At 61.6% G+C, this 16,006-nt stretch carries 13 protein-coding genes; 9 read left to right on the top strand and 4 right to left on the bottom strand.

The features are described from left to right. The first annotated feature begins 18 nt into the window (after positions 1 to 18). The 6 genes from ACP7BO_RS11250 to ACP7BO_RS11225 all read left to right on the top strand — a co-directional run bounded on the left by ACP7BO_RS11250 (position 19) and on the right by ACP7BO_RS11225 (position 8,105). The gene (locus ACP7BO_RS11250) at positions 19 to 1,194 is read left to right on the top strand and encodes a lipid-transfer protein (protein ID WP_060692184.1); all 1,176 of its coding nucleotides are present in this window, start codon (positions 19 to 21) and stop codon (positions 1,192 to 1,194) included. Between the two features lie 9 nt (positions 1,195 to 1,203). Next, complete coding sequence (locus tag ACP7BO_RS11245) at positions 1,204 to 2,373, top strand: acyl-CoA dehydrogenase family protein (RefSeq protein WP_426210340.1); 1,170 nt, start codon at positions 1,204 to 1,206, stop codon at positions 2,371 to 2,373. Positions 2,374 to 2,582: 209 nt separating this feature from the next. Next, the gene (locus tag ACP7BO_RS11240; RefSeq protein WP_426210338.1) at positions 2,583 to 3,773 is read left to right on the top strand and encodes an acyl-CoA dehydrogenase family protein; all 1,191 of its coding nucleotides are present in this window, start codon (positions 2,583 to 2,585) and stop codon (positions 3,771 to 3,773) included. A 10-nt stretch (positions 3,774 to 3,783) separates the two neighbouring features. Then, the gene (locus tag ACP7BO_RS11235) at positions 3,784 to 4,923 is read left to right on the top strand and encodes an acyl-CoA dehydrogenase family protein (protein ID WP_397456628.1); all 1,140 of its coding nucleotides are present in this window, start codon (positions 3,784 to 3,786) and stop codon (positions 4,921 to 4,923) included. 28 nt (positions 4,924 to 4,951) lie between these two features. Next, the gene (locus ACP7BO_RS11230) at positions 4,952 to 6,640 is read left to right on the top strand and encodes a class I adenylate-forming enzyme family protein (RefSeq protein WP_426210336.1); all 1,689 of its coding nucleotides are present in this window, start codon (positions 4,952 to 4,954) and stop codon (positions 6,638 to 6,640) included. 82 nt (positions 6,641 to 6,722) lie between these two features. Further along, complete coding sequence (locus ACP7BO_RS11225) at positions 6,723 to 8,105, top strand: DUF1329 domain-containing protein (RefSeq protein ID WP_397456629.1); 1,383 nt, start codon at positions 6,723 to 6,725, stop codon at positions 8,103 to 8,105. 684 nt (positions 8,106 to 8,789) lie between these two features. Here the strand turns inward: ACP7BO_RS11225 and ACP7BO_RS11220 are convergent. From ACP7BO_RS11220 to ACP7BO_RS11205, 4 genes are all read right to left on the bottom strand, one after another. Then, positions 8,790 to 9,143 carry a VOC family protein gene (locus ACP7BO_RS11220; protein ID WP_060692194.1) on the bottom strand — a complete coding sequence of 118 codons (354 nt, stop codon included), beginning with the start codon at positions 9,141 to 9,143 and terminating at the stop codon, positions 8,790 to 8,792. An 87-nt stretch (positions 9,144 to 9,230) separates the two neighbouring features. Next, positions 9,231 to 11,360, bottom strand: a complete 2,130-nt coding sequence (locus ACP7BO_RS11215; RefSeq protein ID WP_426210334.1) for an FAD-dependent oxidoreductase — start codon at positions 11,358 to 11,360, stop codon at positions 9,231 to 9,233. 71 nt (positions 11,361 to 11,431) lie between these two features. Then, positions 11,432 to 12,259, bottom strand: coding sequence for an alpha/beta fold hydrolase (locus ACP7BO_RS11210; RefSeq protein ID WP_073510446.1), 828 nt, complete (start codon positions 12,257 to 12,259; stop codon positions 11,432 to 11,434). 18 nt (positions 12,260 to 12,277) lie between these two features. Next, positions 12,278 to 13,606: a spinster family MFS transporter gene (locus ACP7BO_RS11205; RefSeq protein WP_397456631.1), complete on the bottom strand. Its 1,329-nt coding sequence runs from the start codon at positions 13,604 to 13,606 to the stop codon at positions 12,278 to 12,280. 219 nt (positions 13,607 to 13,825) lie between these two features. Between ACP7BO_RS11205 and ACP7BO_RS11200 the strand changes: the two genes are divergently transcribed. Genes ACP7BO_RS11200 through ACP7BO_RS11190 form a run of 3 tightly spaced genes read left to right on the top strand, consistent with a single transcriptional unit; the run spans position 13,826 to position 16,003 of the window. Continuing rightward, positions 13,826 to 14,560 carry an SDR family NAD(P)-dependent oxidoreductase gene (locus tag ACP7BO_RS11200; protein ID WP_397456632.1) on the top strand — a complete coding sequence of 245 codons (735 nt, stop codon included), beginning with the start codon at positions 13,826 to 13,828 and terminating at the stop codon, positions 14,558 to 14,560. A gap of 29 nt (positions 14,561 to 14,589) precedes the next feature. Next, positions 14,590 to 15,363, top strand: a complete 774-nt coding sequence (locus tag ACP7BO_RS11195; RefSeq protein WP_426210331.1) for an SDR family NAD(P)-dependent oxidoreductase — start codon at positions 14,590 to 14,592, stop codon at positions 15,361 to 15,363. Positions 15,364 to 15,373: 10 nt separating this feature from the next. Next, positions 15,374 to 16,003 carry a nuclear transport factor 2 family protein gene (locus ACP7BO_RS11190; protein ID WP_426210329.1) on the top strand — a complete coding sequence of 210 codons (630 nt, stop codon included), beginning with the start codon at positions 15,374 to 15,376 and terminating at the stop codon, positions 16,001 to 16,003. Positions 16,004 to 16,006 lie beyond the last annotated feature (3 nt).

The following is a 16,006-nucleotide window of genomic DNA, read 5'->3' as shown; positions in this document are numbered from 1 at the left end:
TAGCGGGAGACAGCACACATGACGCAATCGTCCCTTTCCGGTAGCGCCGCCATTGTTGGCCTGGGTGCGACCGAATTCTCGAAAAATTCCGGGCGCACCGAACTGCGCCTGGCCCTCGAAGCGACTCTGGCCGCCCTTAAAGATGCCGGTATCGACCCCTCCGAGGTTGAAGGCTTCAGCTCGTACTCGGTGGATAAAGTCCCGGAATACGAAATCGCCCGCCTGCTGGGTTGCAAGGACGTCAAGTTCTTCTCCCAGGTGCCCCACGGCGGCGGTGCCGCCTGTGCGCCGATCATGCATGCGGCCATGGCCGTGGCCACAGGTGTGGCCAAGGTCGTGGTGGTGTATCGCGCCATGAACGAGCGTTCGTGGTATCGCTTCGGCAGCGGCAGCTACGGTTTCGCCTCGACGCCGATCTTCGAGAACGTCAACTACGGCTGGTACATGCCCCACGGCCTGCACACCCCGGCGTCATGGGTGGGCATGTTCGCCCAGCGCTACATGCACACCTACGGCGCCACCTCCGAAGACTTCGGTCGCGTTGCGGTGGCGGTGCGTGATTTTGCCGCGACCAACCCGGCCGCGTTCTTTTACGGCAAGCCGATCACCCTTGAAGAACACCAGGCTTCGCGCTGGATCTGTGAGCCGCTGCATTTGCTCGACTGCTGCCAGGAATCCGACGGCGCCGTGGCCATGGTGATCACCTCTGCCGAGCGGGCCAAAGACCTGCGCCAGAAGCCGGTGACGATCAAGGCCGGTTCGCAGGGGATTACCTCGGGCCAGCAAATCATGACTTCGTTCTACCGCGACGACATTACCGGTCTGCCGGAAATGGGCGTGGTGGCCAAAGAGTTGTATCGCCAGTCGGGGCTAGGCCCGGAGGCACTGCAAACGGCGGTCATTTACGATCACTTCACGCCGTTTGTACTGCCTCAGCTCGAAGAGTTCGGCCTGTGCGAACGCGGCGAAGCCAAGGAATTCATTCGCGCCGGTCACCACGCCCGTGGCGGCAAATTTCCGATCAACACCCACGGCGGACAATTGGGCGAGGCCTACATCCACGGCATGAACGGCGTGGCTGAAGCGGTGCGCCAGGTGCGCGGCACTGCGGTCAACCAGGTCGACAGCGTAGAAAACGTGCTGGTGACCGCCGGTACCGGCGTGCCTACCAGCGGCCTGATTCTCGGCGTCTAAGGAGCTCACATGTTCGTCGACCTCACACCTGAACAACACGCCCTGCGCCACAAGGTGCGGGACTATTTCCAGAACCTGATGACCCCGCAGCTGCGAGAACAACTGCGCGGCAAAGAGGGCGGCGAGCTGTACCGCGACACCATCCGCCAGATGGGCCGTGACGGCTGGCTTGCCGTGGGCTGGCCCAAGGAACATGGCGGGCAGGGCTACGGCCCTACCGAGCAATTCATCTTCTTTGAAGAAGCCAATATTGCCGGTGCGCCGCTGCCGTTTGTGACCATCAGCACGGTGGGGCCTGCGTTGATGGCCTATGGCACCGAGCTGCAAAAAGCCAAGTTCCTGCCGGGCATCGCGGCCGGCGAAATCATTTTCGCCATCGGTTACTCCGAGCCGGATGCCGGCAGCGATCTGGCGGTGCTCAAAACCCATGCCCGGCCCGAGGGCGATGATTTTGTGGTCAATGGCACCAAGCTCTGGACCTCGGGTGCCGAGTCGGCCGATTACATCTGGCTGGCGGCCCGTACCGACCCTGAGCGACCACGGCACAAGGGCATATCGATCCTGATTCTGGAGACCGCGGCTGAGGGTTTTACCACCACGGTGATTCCGACCACCAGCAACCCGACTGCAGCCACTTACTACGACAACGTGCGGGTGCCCCGGGACATGCTGGTGGGCGAGTTGCACGGTGGCTGGAAGTTGATTACAGCGCAGCTCAACCATGAGCGGCTGGGTCTGGGGGCATGGTCCGACAAAGTGGTGGGGCTGTTTCGCCGGGTCTTCATGTGGGCCCGCGAGGCTGATGAGCAGGGGGTTCGCGCCACTGACAAAGCCTGGGTGCGTGCCGGTCTGGCGCAATGTTATGCCCGGCTTGAAGCCATGCGCCTGATCAACCTGCGCATTGCCGCCGATCTGGAGCGTGAGCGCATGGACGTGGCGCTGGCATCGACCACCAAGGTCTACGGCTCGGAATCGGCGATCGAGATCCTGCGCCTGCTGAGCAATATCGTCGGGGCCAATGGCCTGATCCGCGGCGGCTCGGCGGCTTCGTTGCTGCAAGGCGAACTGGAGTACGAAGTCCGTGCCTCGGTAACCCTGACCTTTGGCGGCGGCACCAACGAAATCCAGCGCGAGCTGATTGCCCAGTTCGGTATGGGCATGCCGCGTACCCAGCGCTGAGAACGGGTAATTCTGCCAGCTGCGTAGCAGTGGTCGAGTGGAACGAGGCCGCGTCCGGCTGCGTAGCAGTCGTAAGTCCTGCCCTCAGGCAAGTCTGATACATCGAGTTGTCAGGTGTTGCGAGGACTTCGTCCTCGTACGCAACCTCGCGCAGCTCGGCAGCTGCTACGAGTATCCGGATACAGATGCTCCATTTACAGGTGAAACACATGAACGCCATTGATCAGTTCAGAGAGCAAACCCGCAGTTGGCTTGAAGCCAACTGTCCGCCCACGCAGCGCAAAGCCATTCCTGAAGGCGAGCTGGTGTGGGGCGGCAACCATGTCGAGTTTCCAAGTGCCGATGCACAACTGTGGTTCGAACGCATGCGTGACAAGGGCTGGTTTTGCCCGGACTGGCCGCAGGCGTATGGCGGTGCAGGCCTGAGCGATGAGTACAACGCGGTCCTCGAAAGCGAACTGCGCCGGCTTAAATGCCGCCCTCCGCAAATCAACCTGGGCATCTGGATGCTCGGCCCGGTCTTGCTGGAGTTCGGTACTGAAGAGCAGAAGAAAAACCTGCTGACCCCGATGACTCGCGGCGAAGTGCGCTGGTGCCAGGGGTTTTCCGAGCCCAACGCCGGTTCGGACCTGGCGAGCCTGAAAACCTCGGCCCGCGATGCCGGCGATCACTTCGTGGTCGATGGCAGCAAGATCTGGACCTCCTATGGCGACAAGTCGGACTGGATGTATGCCTTGGTGCGTACAGACCTTACGAGCAGCAAGCATGCGGGTATCAGCCTGATCGTGCTCGATATGAAAAGCCCCGGCGTCAGCGTTGCGCCGATTGATTTGATCAGTGGCAAGTCGGCGTTCTGCCAGGTGTTTTTCGACGCCGTCAAAGTGCCTAAAAGCCAGCTTATTGGCCCGTTGCACGGCGGCTGGAACCTGGCCAAGCGTTTGTTGCAACACGAACGCAAGGCCATGTCCAAATTCGGCGAGTTCAGCCTGCCGTCGCATTTCCATTTGCTGCCACTGGTCAACGAGTACTTGCCCGAGCCTGCCAGCCAGAGCGAGCGGGCTCTGACGGCCCGCGCCGTGGCCTGCGCCATGAACGAACAAAGCTACAACCTGACCGTCCAGCGCATGGGCCAGGAGGCTCGCGCAGGGCAGGACGTCAGCGGGGTGATGTCGATCATGAAACTGGTGCACACCGAGCAGGAACGCGACAAGTTCGAAGTGTTGCTGGACGTGATGGGGTATCACGCACTGGGGTGGGACAAGGAGGCTTTCAGCCCCCAGGAGCAGGCCATTACCCGCGGATGGTTAAACAGCTTTGCCCTGACCATTTCCGGCGGCGCGTCGGAAATCCAGCTCAATGTCATTGCCAAGCGGGTCCTTGGCCTGCCTGACGTGAAGTAAGGAACTGACCATGAACCTGGTTTATAGCGAAGATCACCGGCTGTTGGCCGACAGCGCCCGAGAGTTTCTGGCCGCGCGCAGCCCTGTCTCGCGTCAGCGCGAGCTGCGTGACAAGGGCAGCGTCACAGGGTTTGACCTGCAACTGTGGCAGGACGCCGTGGCGTTGGGCTGGAGCGCAATTCCATTCCCGGAAAATCTCGGCGGGCTGGATTTCGGTTGCATGGGGCTGGGACCGATTTTTGAATCCATCGGCAGCAACCTCAGCGCTTCGCCGCTGCTCTCGAGTGTTGTGCTCAGCGGCTCGTTGCTGCATCTGCAGGGCAACCCGCAGCAGCAGGATTACTGGTTGTCGGCGGCTATCAGTGGCGAGCGCCGCCTGGCTCTGGCGCTGGACGAGCGGGCCCGGCACAACCCGGCGCAGGTGGCGTTGCAAGCGGTGCCGAATGCCGATGGCTACAGCCTGAGCGGCGAAAAATTCTGCGTGATCGACGGGGTGGGTGCTGATGCCTACCTGGTAGTTGCACGCGTGCCGGAGGCGGGGATCAGCCTGTTTCTGGTACCGGCCGATGCGCCGGGTCTGAGCGTCAAGGCACTGCCACTGATTGACTCGCGCAACCATGCGCAACTGCAACTCAGGCAGGTACAGGTCGGGCATGACGCCCTGCTGGGGGAGGCCGGATCGGCCACTGCCGCACTGAACATTGCACTGGATCGCGCACGCGTGTGCCTGGCGGCGGAAATGCTGGGCATGGCCGAAAAACTGTTCGCCATGACCCTTGACTACCTCAAGACCCGGGTCCAGTTCGACGTGGCGATTGGCTCCTTTCAATCGTTGCAGCACCGCTCGGCTCAGCTTTACGTGCAGTTGCAGCTGGCGCGCAGTGCGGTCATGGCAGGGCTTGCGGCGCTGGACGATACAGGCCTGAGCGATGTCGAGCGTCAACGCCTTGCCAGCCTGGCGAAGTGGAAAGCCGGGCTGATGGCACTCAATGTGGCCAATGAAGCGGTGCAAATGCACGGCGGGATTGGCGTAACCGATGAGCTGGATGTGGGGCTGTTTCTTAAACGTATACGGGTAGCCCAGGCGAGTCTGGGGGATGCCGATTTTCACTGCGAGCGTTACGCAGATCTGATGCCCGCGCACGCCTAGGCCAATTGCCAGTCAGGAGAATAATAAGATGAAGCTTGAACAGTGGCAGAGCGCCTGGCAGCAATTGACAGGTGCCGGTTCACCTTTTGAAGTGGTCACGCAAGCGCAGGGCGGTGCGAAACGATTTCGTCATACCGCGCCCCACGTCTGGGCCGTTATTGACAGTGGCCGGGTGCACGGCGAGCGCGAATTTCTGGTGTGGGAACAACAGCGTCTGACGTTCAGTCAGTTTTTTGATCAGGTGGACCGCCTGGCGGGTCAACTGGTAGAGCGTTTTGGCGTGCGTCAGGGCGATCGGGTGGCGATTGCCATGCGCAACCAGCCCGCGTGGCTGGTGGCGTTTGCCGCCATTCAGCGCTGTGGTGGCGTGTGCGTGCCCCTCAATAGCTGGGGCCTGCGCGACGAGCTGTTCCACGGCCTGCAAGACAGCGGCGCGCGTTTGTTGTTGTGTGACGAGCCGCGCCTGAAGTTGCTCGACACCGATTTGCGCGAACAGGGCCTGGCGACGATTGTGGTCGGCCTGTCGGCCGGTCAGGCCCTGGCGCAACACTGTCAGCGTCTTGAAGACCTGCTGGCAGCACCGGCGCTGGACGCACCGGCCGTTAAAGTGACAGCCGATGACCCGGCCATGATCCTCTACACCTCGGGCACCACCAGTTTGGCCAAGGGCGTGTTGTCGACCCATGGCGCGGTGTGCCAGGCCCTGGTGGCGCTGGAGTTTCAGGGCGCGTTCTGTGCACTGAGTTCCCCTGAGCGCATCAGCGTCGTGATCAACAGCGGCTATGCCCCGACCACCCTGATGGCGGTGCCGTTGTTCCATGTCAGCGGCTTGCATGCGCAATTCTTGCTGGCCTTGCGCAGCGGTCGCCGCTTGCTGCTGATGTACAAGTGGGACGTGGAAAAGGCCTTCGACCTGATCCGCGATGAGCACTGTACCCAGTTCAATGGCGCGCCGGTGATGATGCAGCAACTGCTGACCTCGCCGCGTTTCGGCAGTGCCGATACCAAGAGTCTGTTTGGCCTGGGGTTGGGGGGGGCGGCACCGTCCAGCAGCTTGTTGGCGCACTTGACCCAGCGCAAACCAGAAGCGGTCGGCGGCAGTGGTTACGGCCTGACTGAAAGCAACGGTATTTGCGCGGCCATTGGCGGCGATCAATTTGTCTACAAGCCGGCGGCGGCTGGCTGGCCATTGCCGATCGTCGATGTGCGCATCGGCGACAGTCCGGACCAGCCGTTGCCCGCTGGTGTCAGCGGGCTGATCTGGCTGCGTTCACCGACCTTGATGAGCGGTTACTGGAACCTGCCCCAGGCCAGTGCCCAGACCTTGCGCGATGGCTGGCTCGACACGGGTGATATCGGCCTGCTGGATGACGAAGGTTTTCTTTACATCACCGACCGGGCCAAGGATTTGATCAACCGTGGCGGCGAGAAAATCTCCGCGGCCGAGGTTGAATCCTGCGCCTGCGAAATGCCTGGCGTGATTGAAGCCGCGGCCTTTGCGGTGCCGGACGACGTGCTGGGCGAAGTGGTGTTTCTGGTGGTGCGCGGTGACCCGTCCGACGCTCCGGACAGTGAGGCGGTGCGCAGCTTCATTGCCCGGCGTCTGGCGAGTTTCAAGGTGCCGGCGCAGATCCATGTCCAGCACACACCTTTTGCCCGCAATGCGTCGGGCAAGATGCTTAAAGGTTTGCTCAAAGAGTTGTTGGTAACGCCCTGAGTAGTCTTTGTGGACGATGTAGTCGCCGGCAAATGGCGAAGAATGGACCCCTAACAAGCCTTATTCGCGTAGGAGGCAATACATGAAAATAACAAGAACAGGCGTAATGCTCGCAGCCGCCATGGCCGTCAATGTACTGGCCGTCGGCCCTGCATTGGCCCAGGTATCAGCCGCAGAAGCGGCCAAGCTGGGCAAGGAGCTGACCTGTGTGGGTGCTGAGCAGGCCGGCAATGCGGCGGGCACCATTCCGCCTTACACCGGTAAATACCTGGGCGAAGTACCGGGCTGGAACCACGTTAAGTTTTCCGGTGATCAGCCGGTTGATCCCTATGCTGCTGAAAAGCCGATCCTGGTGATCACTGCGCAAAATATGGCTCAGTACGAAGACAAACTGACCGAAGGCCAGAAAGCGCTGCTCAAGCGTTATCCGACCACCTACAAGATGAACATTTATCCGGGGCACCGTGATTTCCGCTACCCGGACTACGTGTGCCGCCGCGCCATGAGTAACGCCCTGAATGCCAAGCTGGTAAACGACGGCATGGGTGTTGAAGGGCTGGGTCAGGTGCCGTTCCCGATCCCGAAAAACGGTATGGAAGTGCTGTGGAACCACCAGCTGCCAGCCCGCGCCTGGACCGAAGAAAAAACCAGTGACCTGGCCTCGGTACTGCCCAATGGCAGCATTGGCTGGGGGCGTGCCTATGGACGGGGGCTGTCACAGGCCAACTCACCGACGGTTGAACCCAAAACCGAAGACAAGATTCAGGCCATGGGCAACAACACCACCCTTAAACCGGCGCGTGACAACGGTGTGATCAGCATCTCCCACGAACCCTACGACTTCCAGACCAACCCGCGTCAGGCCTGGAGCTACAGCCCCTCGACCCGTCGCGTGCGGTTGTTGCCAGGCTATGGCTATGACCAGCCGATGATCGGCACCAACGGCACCATGACGGTTGATGAAGACCGTCTGTTCAACGGCTCGCCGGAACGCTACACCTGGAAACTGCTGGGCAAGCGTGAGATCTACAGCCCGGCCAACGCCTACAAACCGAACGCGGGTACGGTCAAGTACGCCGACATGCTGACCCCCAACCATCCCAACCCGGACTTGATGCGTTATGAATTGCGACGTGTGTGGGTAGTGGAAGCCGACCTGAAAGAAGGCTATCGCCACCTGTACGGCAAGCGCGTGCTGTTTATCGACGAAGACACCTGGAACTCGGTGATGGCGGATAACTACGATGCCCGTGGGCAATTGTGGAAGCACGCGATGATCAACTACTACTACCACCCTGACATGAGTGGCTGGCAGGCGGGTTCCCAGTTCTTCATGGACTTGAACTCGGGGCAGTACACCGGTTACGGCATGACCAACGAAGCCAAGAAAGGCCCGATCCTCAACGAAGGGAAGTTCACGGCTGATCAGTACACCGCCGATGCTGCACGGGCGATGGGACGTTAAGACGCTGGATTAAACCTGTAACAAAAACAAAAAGCCCTGTCGGTTAACGACGGGGCTTTTTGTTTTTAACCGGTGCTGGCCAGCCAGTGTAGGAGCGAGCTTGCTCGCGAGCTCTTCGTCGCTGAGGAACAAAGGCTCGCGAGCAAGCTCGCTCCTACAGAGTGTGTGTGGTGGGTTACAGAACCTGTGGGAGCAGGGTTGCCTTCATCGCTGGCAAGCCAGCTCCCACCAGCTTTGGGTGTGTGGCGGGTTACAGAACCTGTGGGAGCAGGGTTGCCTTCATCGCTGGCAAGCCAGCTCCCACCAGCTTTGGGGGTGTAGGGGGTGTTACAGAACCTGTGGGAGCAGGGTTGCCTTCATCGCTGGCAAGCCAGCTCCCACCAGCTTTGGGGGTGGGTGGGGGGTTACAGAACCTGTGGGAGCAGGGTTGCCTTCATCGCTGGCAAGCCAGCTCCCACCAGCTTTGGGGGTGTGGTGGGTTACAGAACCTGTGGGAGCAGGGTTGCCTTCATCGCTGGCAAGCCAGCTCCCACCAGCTTTGGGGGTGTGGGGGGTTACAGAACCTGTGGGAGCAGGGTTGCCTTCATCGCTGGCAAGCCAGCTCCCACCAGCTTTGGGGGTGTAGGGGGGGCAGAACTTGTGGGAGCTGGCTTGCCAGCGATGGTCCTGGCGCAGTTTTACATGTTAGCCATGGGTCCAGACCGCCAGTTCATAGCCGTCCAGGTCGGTGAAGTGAAAGCGGCTGCCGCCGGGGAAGCTGAATTCGGGGCGGCAGATGCTGCCACCGGCCCGGGTGATGGCCTGTCGGGCCAGGGCCAGGTCGTCGGCGTAGAGAATGATCAGCGGGCCACCCGCACGCACCGGTTCACCGGTGGTGAAGCCGCCGCTCAGGCGACCGTCGCTGAACTCGGTATAGGCAGGGCCATAGTCAGTGAAGGTCCAGCCAAACACGGCGCCATAGAAGGCTTTGCTGCGCTCAATGTCGTGGACGTTGAATTCGATGTTGTCGATTTTGTAGGGGCGGTTGTCGGTAGTCATGCTCATCTCCTTGAGAGTGAGCACTATAGCTGCACTCAGGAGGTAGAACAGATCAATGCCGGGGGCGAGATGCCGCCCCCGGAGTGTTCAGGCTTCGCGCCCGGCCTTGTGCCCGGCGCTGATTGCGCCTTCGATATAGCCAATGCTGTGGCAGTCACCAATGCTGCTGGCCGGCAAACCGGCGCGGGTCAGTTCATCGAGCAAGCGGGTGTCGGGTTGCGCGCCAATGGCCAGTACCACTGAGTCGGCCTCGCTCTGTCCTGTGCTGCCATCTGCCAGTTGATAGCGTACGCGGTTGCCTTCAATGGCCGTGACACTGGCCCCGGTGAGCAACTGGCCGCCATGCACGCGTATCTCGTGCAGGACCCGCCAGCGGCGCACGATCGCCAGTTCGCGGCCAAGATGGGTACCGCTTTCGAGTACGGTCACCTGGCGCCCGCGGGCAATCAGGAACTCCGCCAGTTCCAGGCCAACCAGACCGCCGCCGATGATGGTTACGCGCTTGCCCAGGGGCATCCATACCCGTGACAGCTTTTGCATGGCTTCACTGCTGTCGGTGACGCCCGCCAGACTCCCGGCTTTCATCAGGGTGCGCTGGGTGAAGGACAATTTGCGTTTGGCAATTTCTTCCGCGCGGTCGCCGGTCATCAAGCGCCGCAGTTCGTCACCGCTCCAGACGTGGTCCTGATCGGCGCCGGGGATGTCCGGCGCCGCGCGTTCGGCGCCGACCGCCACCAGCACCTGATCGGCGCCCAGGTCGCGGAGCAGGGCAGGGCTGGCCACCGTGTTGAGGCGGATATCAATCGAAGACTGCTGCACCTGGACCTTGAGGTTGTCCAGCAGGCGGGCGTTTTCGGCGTAGGCCAGCCCGGCAAAGAACAAGGTGCCACCCAGCCGGTCGCTGCGTTCCAGCAGGGTTACCCGGTGTCCGCGCAGGGCGGCGATACGGGCGGCCTCCATACCGGCCGGTCCGGCGCCGATAACCGCAATGTGCCGGGGGGTGGCGGCGGGGCTGATGACGTATTCGAATTCATGCCCGGTCATGGGGTTGACCGCGCACTTGACCCGCTCATTGATGAAAATCTGGCTCACACACACGTAGCAGTAGATGCACGGGCGGATGGTGTTTTCCTGATCATTGAGCAGTTTGTTCGGTAGCTCGGGATCGGCCAGCAGCTTGCGGGCCATGGCGATAAAGTCGCAGTCGCCGCGCTTCAGGGCGGCCTCACCGGCTTGCGGCTCGATACGGCCTACGGCAATCACCGGTATCTGCACACTGCGCTTGATAGCCGCCGTCCACTCCATGAACCCGCCGGGCTGATGCACCAGCGGGGCTTCGGTGAACACCACGCCGCTGGTAATCCGGGCACTGGCAGACACACTGACCGCATCCACGCCTGCGGCTTCGGCCATGCGCGCCACCGCCTTGGCGTCATCCAGGCTGATGCCGCCGGGGGTATGCAGCTCTTCGGCGTCCAGACGCAGCCATACGCCAAATTGCGAACCGACTTTGGCCCGCACCGCGGCAATGATCTGCAGCAGCAGCCGAGCGCGGTTTTCCAGCGACCCGCCGTATTCGTCGTCACGCTGGTTGTAATAGCCCGACAGAAAGCCGGCGATGATATAGCCGTGGGCGGCGTGCAGCTCAACCCCGTCGAAACCGGCGCGTTTGGCGCGATCGGCCGCGTCGGCAAACCAGTCAATCATTTGCGCAATGTCGGCACTGTCCATTACGCGGATCGGTGAGCCTTCGGCGCGGCGCTTCATGGAGCTGACGAAGTTGGCCAGCTCCTCGGGTGTGAGGGCCGCCATCATGTCGCTTTGCAGCACCGGTGGCACCGACGGTACCCACAGTTGCCGGCCTTCGGCCATATCGCGAACCGAGGTCTTGCCCGCGTGCTGCAACTGCATGGCGATTTTCGCGCCGTGGCGATGGACGCGCTCGGCCAGTCGGCTCAGGCCTGGAATAAAGTCATCGCTGGACACGCCGACCTGGTACGGCTCTGCGGTGCCCGCCGGGAACGCCACCGAGCACACGCCCATGATCAGCAGTCCTGCACCGCCTCGGGCCCTGGCTTCGTAGTAAGCCTGAATCCTTTCGCCACAGTGGCCATCGGCTTCGGCATAGTTGGAGCCCATGGGCGCCATGATGATGCGGTTGCGCAGTTCGATTGAACCAATGCGACCGGGTGCCAGCAACTGAGAGAATTTTGTCATTGTTGTTTTTCAGTCCGAGCGGGATAAGAAGGGCTGAGGGCGACCCGCAGGCCGCCGTCAATGTTGCCTGTTCAGTTTTTCAGGAAGTCCAGGCACGCCTTGTTGAACAACTCACGGTGCTCAACCTGGACCCAGTGGCCGCAGCGGTTGAGCATGATAAAGCGCGCGTTCGGTGCATGCTTGAGTACTTTGAGCGCGCCGCTGGCCGGGTTGAAGTTGTCGTCAGAGCCCCAGAAACCGAGGATCGGCACTTGCAGCTCTTCAAGGCGCTCGGTCATGTTCGGCACCATCATGGTGGTGAACAGATTGCGCGGCTGGTGCACGGCCACGGCCACGCGTTCAGCCAGCAGGCTGTCTTCCAGTTGCGAGCTGTCGAACAGTTGCAGGCTCATGATCCGGCGCATCTGTTCGATGCCCAGTGGCCCGGCGTTGTACAGCTCGACCATGCGCTGAATACCGACCATCTTGAAGTAGGTTTCTCGATCTTCGACGCCGCCGGGGGCCATCAGAATCAGCTTCTCGACCCGCTCGGGCTCGGCCAGCGCCAGGCCCAGGGCAATTGCACCGCCCAGGGAGTTGCCGAGCAGGGTGGCGCGCTTGACACCTACCGCCTTGAGAAAACCCGATATCGCGTTAACGAAAAAGTCCAGGTTGTACTGCGCGTCTTCAGGTTTGTCGGAGCGCCCGAAGCCCGGTAAATCCACCACCAGGTTGCGAAAGCCGGCGGCGACAAATTGCGGGTAGTTGCCTTTGAAGTTGCTGTAGCCACTGGCACCCGGGCCGCTGCCGTGCAGCCAGAGCACTACCGGGCCGCTGCCTTCATCGAGAAAGTGCAGGCGCAGGCCGCTATCCAGTGTCACGAAGTGGCCAACGGGCAGTGGCAGGTCTTGTTCAGTCATCACTTTATCTCCGGAAATTCAGGCACTGACCGCTACGGCCAGGGGCGTAGGGGCAGGGGTGTTGTTCAAATGGTTGCGATAACGCGGCAACGCCATGGCCAGAAATATCGAGGCCAGTACCAGCAGCGAGATACAGGACGCCAGTGCATAGCGCAGACCTTCGTTACCCAGGGTGTGGGCAAAGCCGTCGCTGAGCATGCCGATCAGTAACGGGCCGACGCCCACTCCGAGCAAGGTCATGGCCATCACGAAAATCGCAGTGGCCTGCGCCAGGCGGGTGGCCGGGAACAGGTGCGAAATGGCGCCCAGGCAGGGTGTTGCCCACCAGGTCCCGAAGAAGCTGAATACGCCGTAGAAGAGGAATGCAGTGGGTACGGGTGTAGTGCCGACATGGAACGCAGTGCCGGTCGGCCAGAGGAAATACGCCAGGCCAAAAGGGATGCTGATCAGTGTGCCGAGCAGTGGCACACCGATTTGCCAGCCTTTGTCGCGGCGGGCCAGGCGGTCACACAAGATGCCGCAGGTCAGGGTGCCGAAGGTGGCACCTGCACCGCCCGCAACGCCCGCCAGCAGCCCGGCGTCCTGCAGGCTCAGGCCGTGGGAGCGGATCAAAAAGCTGGGGCTCCAGGTACCGATGGCATAACCGGCAATGGCCGCCGAGCCACCAGTGAGCACGATCCATAGAAACGAAGGGGTCTGGAACAGTTCGCGCACCGTCACCGCCCAGTGTGCTTGCGTCACCTGATTGGCCTTGACCAGCTGCGCAGGCTTGGGCGCGCGTACGGTGAACATCAACAACAGGCCGAGAAAAATCCCCGGTGCGCCGATGACGATAAATGCGAACCGCCAACCATAGTGCTGGGCGATCCAGCCGCCCAGGCCCAGGCCGAAAATCGCCCCCAGGCTTGAACCCAGCATCAGCACCGACAGCGCTGTGGAGCGGCGTTCCGGCGGGTACAGGTCGGAGACCATGGCCATCGACGGCGCAGTGCCGCCGGCTTCGCCGATAGCCACCCCGATCCGCGCCACCACCAGCATCGTGAAACTGGCGGCGAGACCACAGAACATGGTCATTACGCTCCAGGCGATACAGCTCAGCGCGATCACCGGTTTGCGCCCGATGCGATCGGACAGGCGCCCCAGCGGAAAACCGAACACGGTGTAGAACACCGCGAACGTCACGCCCGAGAGCAGGCCGATGCCGGTGTCGGAAATACCGAATTCGGCCTTGACCGGCTCGATCAAAATGGCCATCAGCAGCCGATCGATATAGTTGAAAACATAGATGGCAGCCAGTACGCCTAACGCGTAGTGAGTTCGCCAGGTGGGACGCAAAGTTATCGACACGACGGGTTCTCCCGGTTTTGTTCTAGTGAGCGAGTTATTCCACGAACCCGTCGCCAGGGACATCGTCCATTCAGACCAGCTGTGTGGGCGGGCCCGCGGCTACGGGTTCAATGCTTAGTCCCATCGGACGATGTTCAGCTTTTTCCCGCAGTCAATGATTGCCCCATACACCGCCCAGGGCTTACGGGCGGCCGACATCTGGCAGGCGGGAGAAACACCATGAAGTTGTTGAATAAAGTTGCGTTTGTGACCGGTGCAGGACAAGGCATGGGGCGGGCGATTGTGCGCCATTTCGCCGAACAGGGCGCTGTGGTGGTAGCGGCAGATATCAATCTCGATGCCGCTAACCAGAGCATCGAGGGGCTTGGTGATAAAGCGCTGGCCGTGTGTTGCAACGTGGCCGACAGCGACTCGGTCGCCACTGCCATGGCTGCGGTCCAGGCGCGCTTTGGCAGCCTCGACATTCTGGTCAATAACGCCGGTATCGGTTCCATTGATGCATTCGCCGAGACCCCGGACGAAAACTGGCAGCGGGTGATCGGGGTCAACCTCACCGGTACTTTTTTCTGCAGCCGTGAAGCCGTGAAGCTGATGCTCAAGGCTGCCACCCCGGGTGTGGTGATCAATATCTCCAGCACCTCGGCCCTGACCGGCGAAGGTCCAAGCCACTACTGCGCGGCCAAGGCCGGAGTGATGGGGCTGACCCGCAGCATGGCCCGCGAGCTGGCCGGCAATGGCATTCGCGTCAACACCATCGTTCCCGGCCCGACCAACACCCCGATGATGGCCGGCATCCCCGATGACTGGATGCAAAGCATGCTCAAGGCCATCCCTCTGGGCCGCATGGGTGAAACCGATGAAATCGCCCGGGTTGCAGCCTTTCTGGCCAGTGACGACGCCGGCTTTATCACCGGGCAAAACCTCGCGGTCAACGGCGGCATGGCGTTTATCTGATGGCTGGCACAGACAGGGGAGAGCAGAGCATGGGTACTCGTTTACAAGGCAAGGTTGCATTTATCACTGGCGCAGGCTCGGGCATCGGGGCGGCAACCGCATTGCGGTTTGCCCAGGAGGGCGCGCTGGTGGTGCTCTGCGGTCGACGCATCGAGCCGCTGGAATCCGTAGCGGCGCAGATTCGCGATGCCGGTGGCCGTGCTGAATGCGCGGTGGCCGATGTCAGCAATGAGGCCGCCTATGTCGGTGCCATTGGCGCCGCCGCCGAACGCAATGGCCGGCTGGACATTCTGGTCAATAACGCCATGGCCTACAGCTGGGGGGCAATTGACAGCACCTCCACCGCCGACTGGCATTCCAACTTTGCCACCACGGTCGACGGCACGTTCTGGGGTACCCGCACGGCAATGGGCCTGATGCGTGCCCAGGGCAGTGGTTCGATTATCAACATTGCCTCGATCTGCGGGCTGTTCGGCACGCCGTGGATGGCCGGTTATTCAGCGGCCAAGGCCGCGGTGATCAACTTCAGCCGCGCGGCCGCCAGTGAAGGTGCCAGCCACAACATCCGCTGCAACGTGGTGATTCCCGGCATCGTCGAAACCCCGGCCACCGCCGGCATGCTGACTGACGACAAGACCCGGGTGAATACCGAAAAACTGATCCCGCTCAAGCGCGTCGGCCAGCCGGTAGAAGTGGCCAACGCCATTCTGTTTCTGGCCAGCGATGAAGCCTCGTACATCACCGGTGCCAGCTTGCCGGTCGATGGCGGGCGCAGCAGCGAGCTGTACACGGTTTTGGAATAAGGACACTTTTATGGAACAGAACGCCTTGCTTGCCCGCCTTGACCGACTGGAGTCGATTGATGAGATCCGTCAGCTGGCCGGCAAATATTCGTTGTCGCTGGATATGCGCGACCTCGATGCCCACGTCAATCTGTTTGCCGAAGACATCCGTGTCGGTCGCGAAAAAACCGGGCGCGCGCATCTCAAAGCCTGGGTCGACGACACGCTGCGCGACCAGTTCCACGGCACCTCGCACCATCTGGGCCAGCACCTGATTGAGTTCGCTGACCCTGACCATGCGGTGGGCGTGGTGTATTCCAAGAACGAGCACGAGACCGGCCCCGAGTGGGTGACCATGCAAATGCTTTATTGGGATGACTACGAGCGCATGCAGGGCCGCTGGTATTTCCGCCGCCGCTTGCCGTGCTACTGGTACGCCAGCGACCTCAACAAGCCGCCGATCGGCACGCAAAAGATGCGCTGGCCGGGGCGTGCACCCTACGCCGGTACATTCCACGACCTGTTCCCGTCCTGGACCGAGTTCTGGGCCAACCGCCCGGACAAGGATCAGTTGCCGCAAGTGGCAACCGCCGCGCCGGTCGAACAGTTTCTTGCCACCCTGCGCCGTGGGGCTGGCGCACCGAAAATTCGCGTGCGCTAAGGA

Source organism: Pseudomonas sp. TWR2-1-1 (assembly GCF_049897045.1).
GTDB classification, from domain to species: Bacteria; Pseudomonadota; Gammaproteobacteria; order Pseudomonadales; family Pseudomonadaceae; genus Aquipseudomonas; species Aquipseudomonas versuta.
This window is presented reverse-complemented; position numbering and strand designations above follow the sequence as displayed.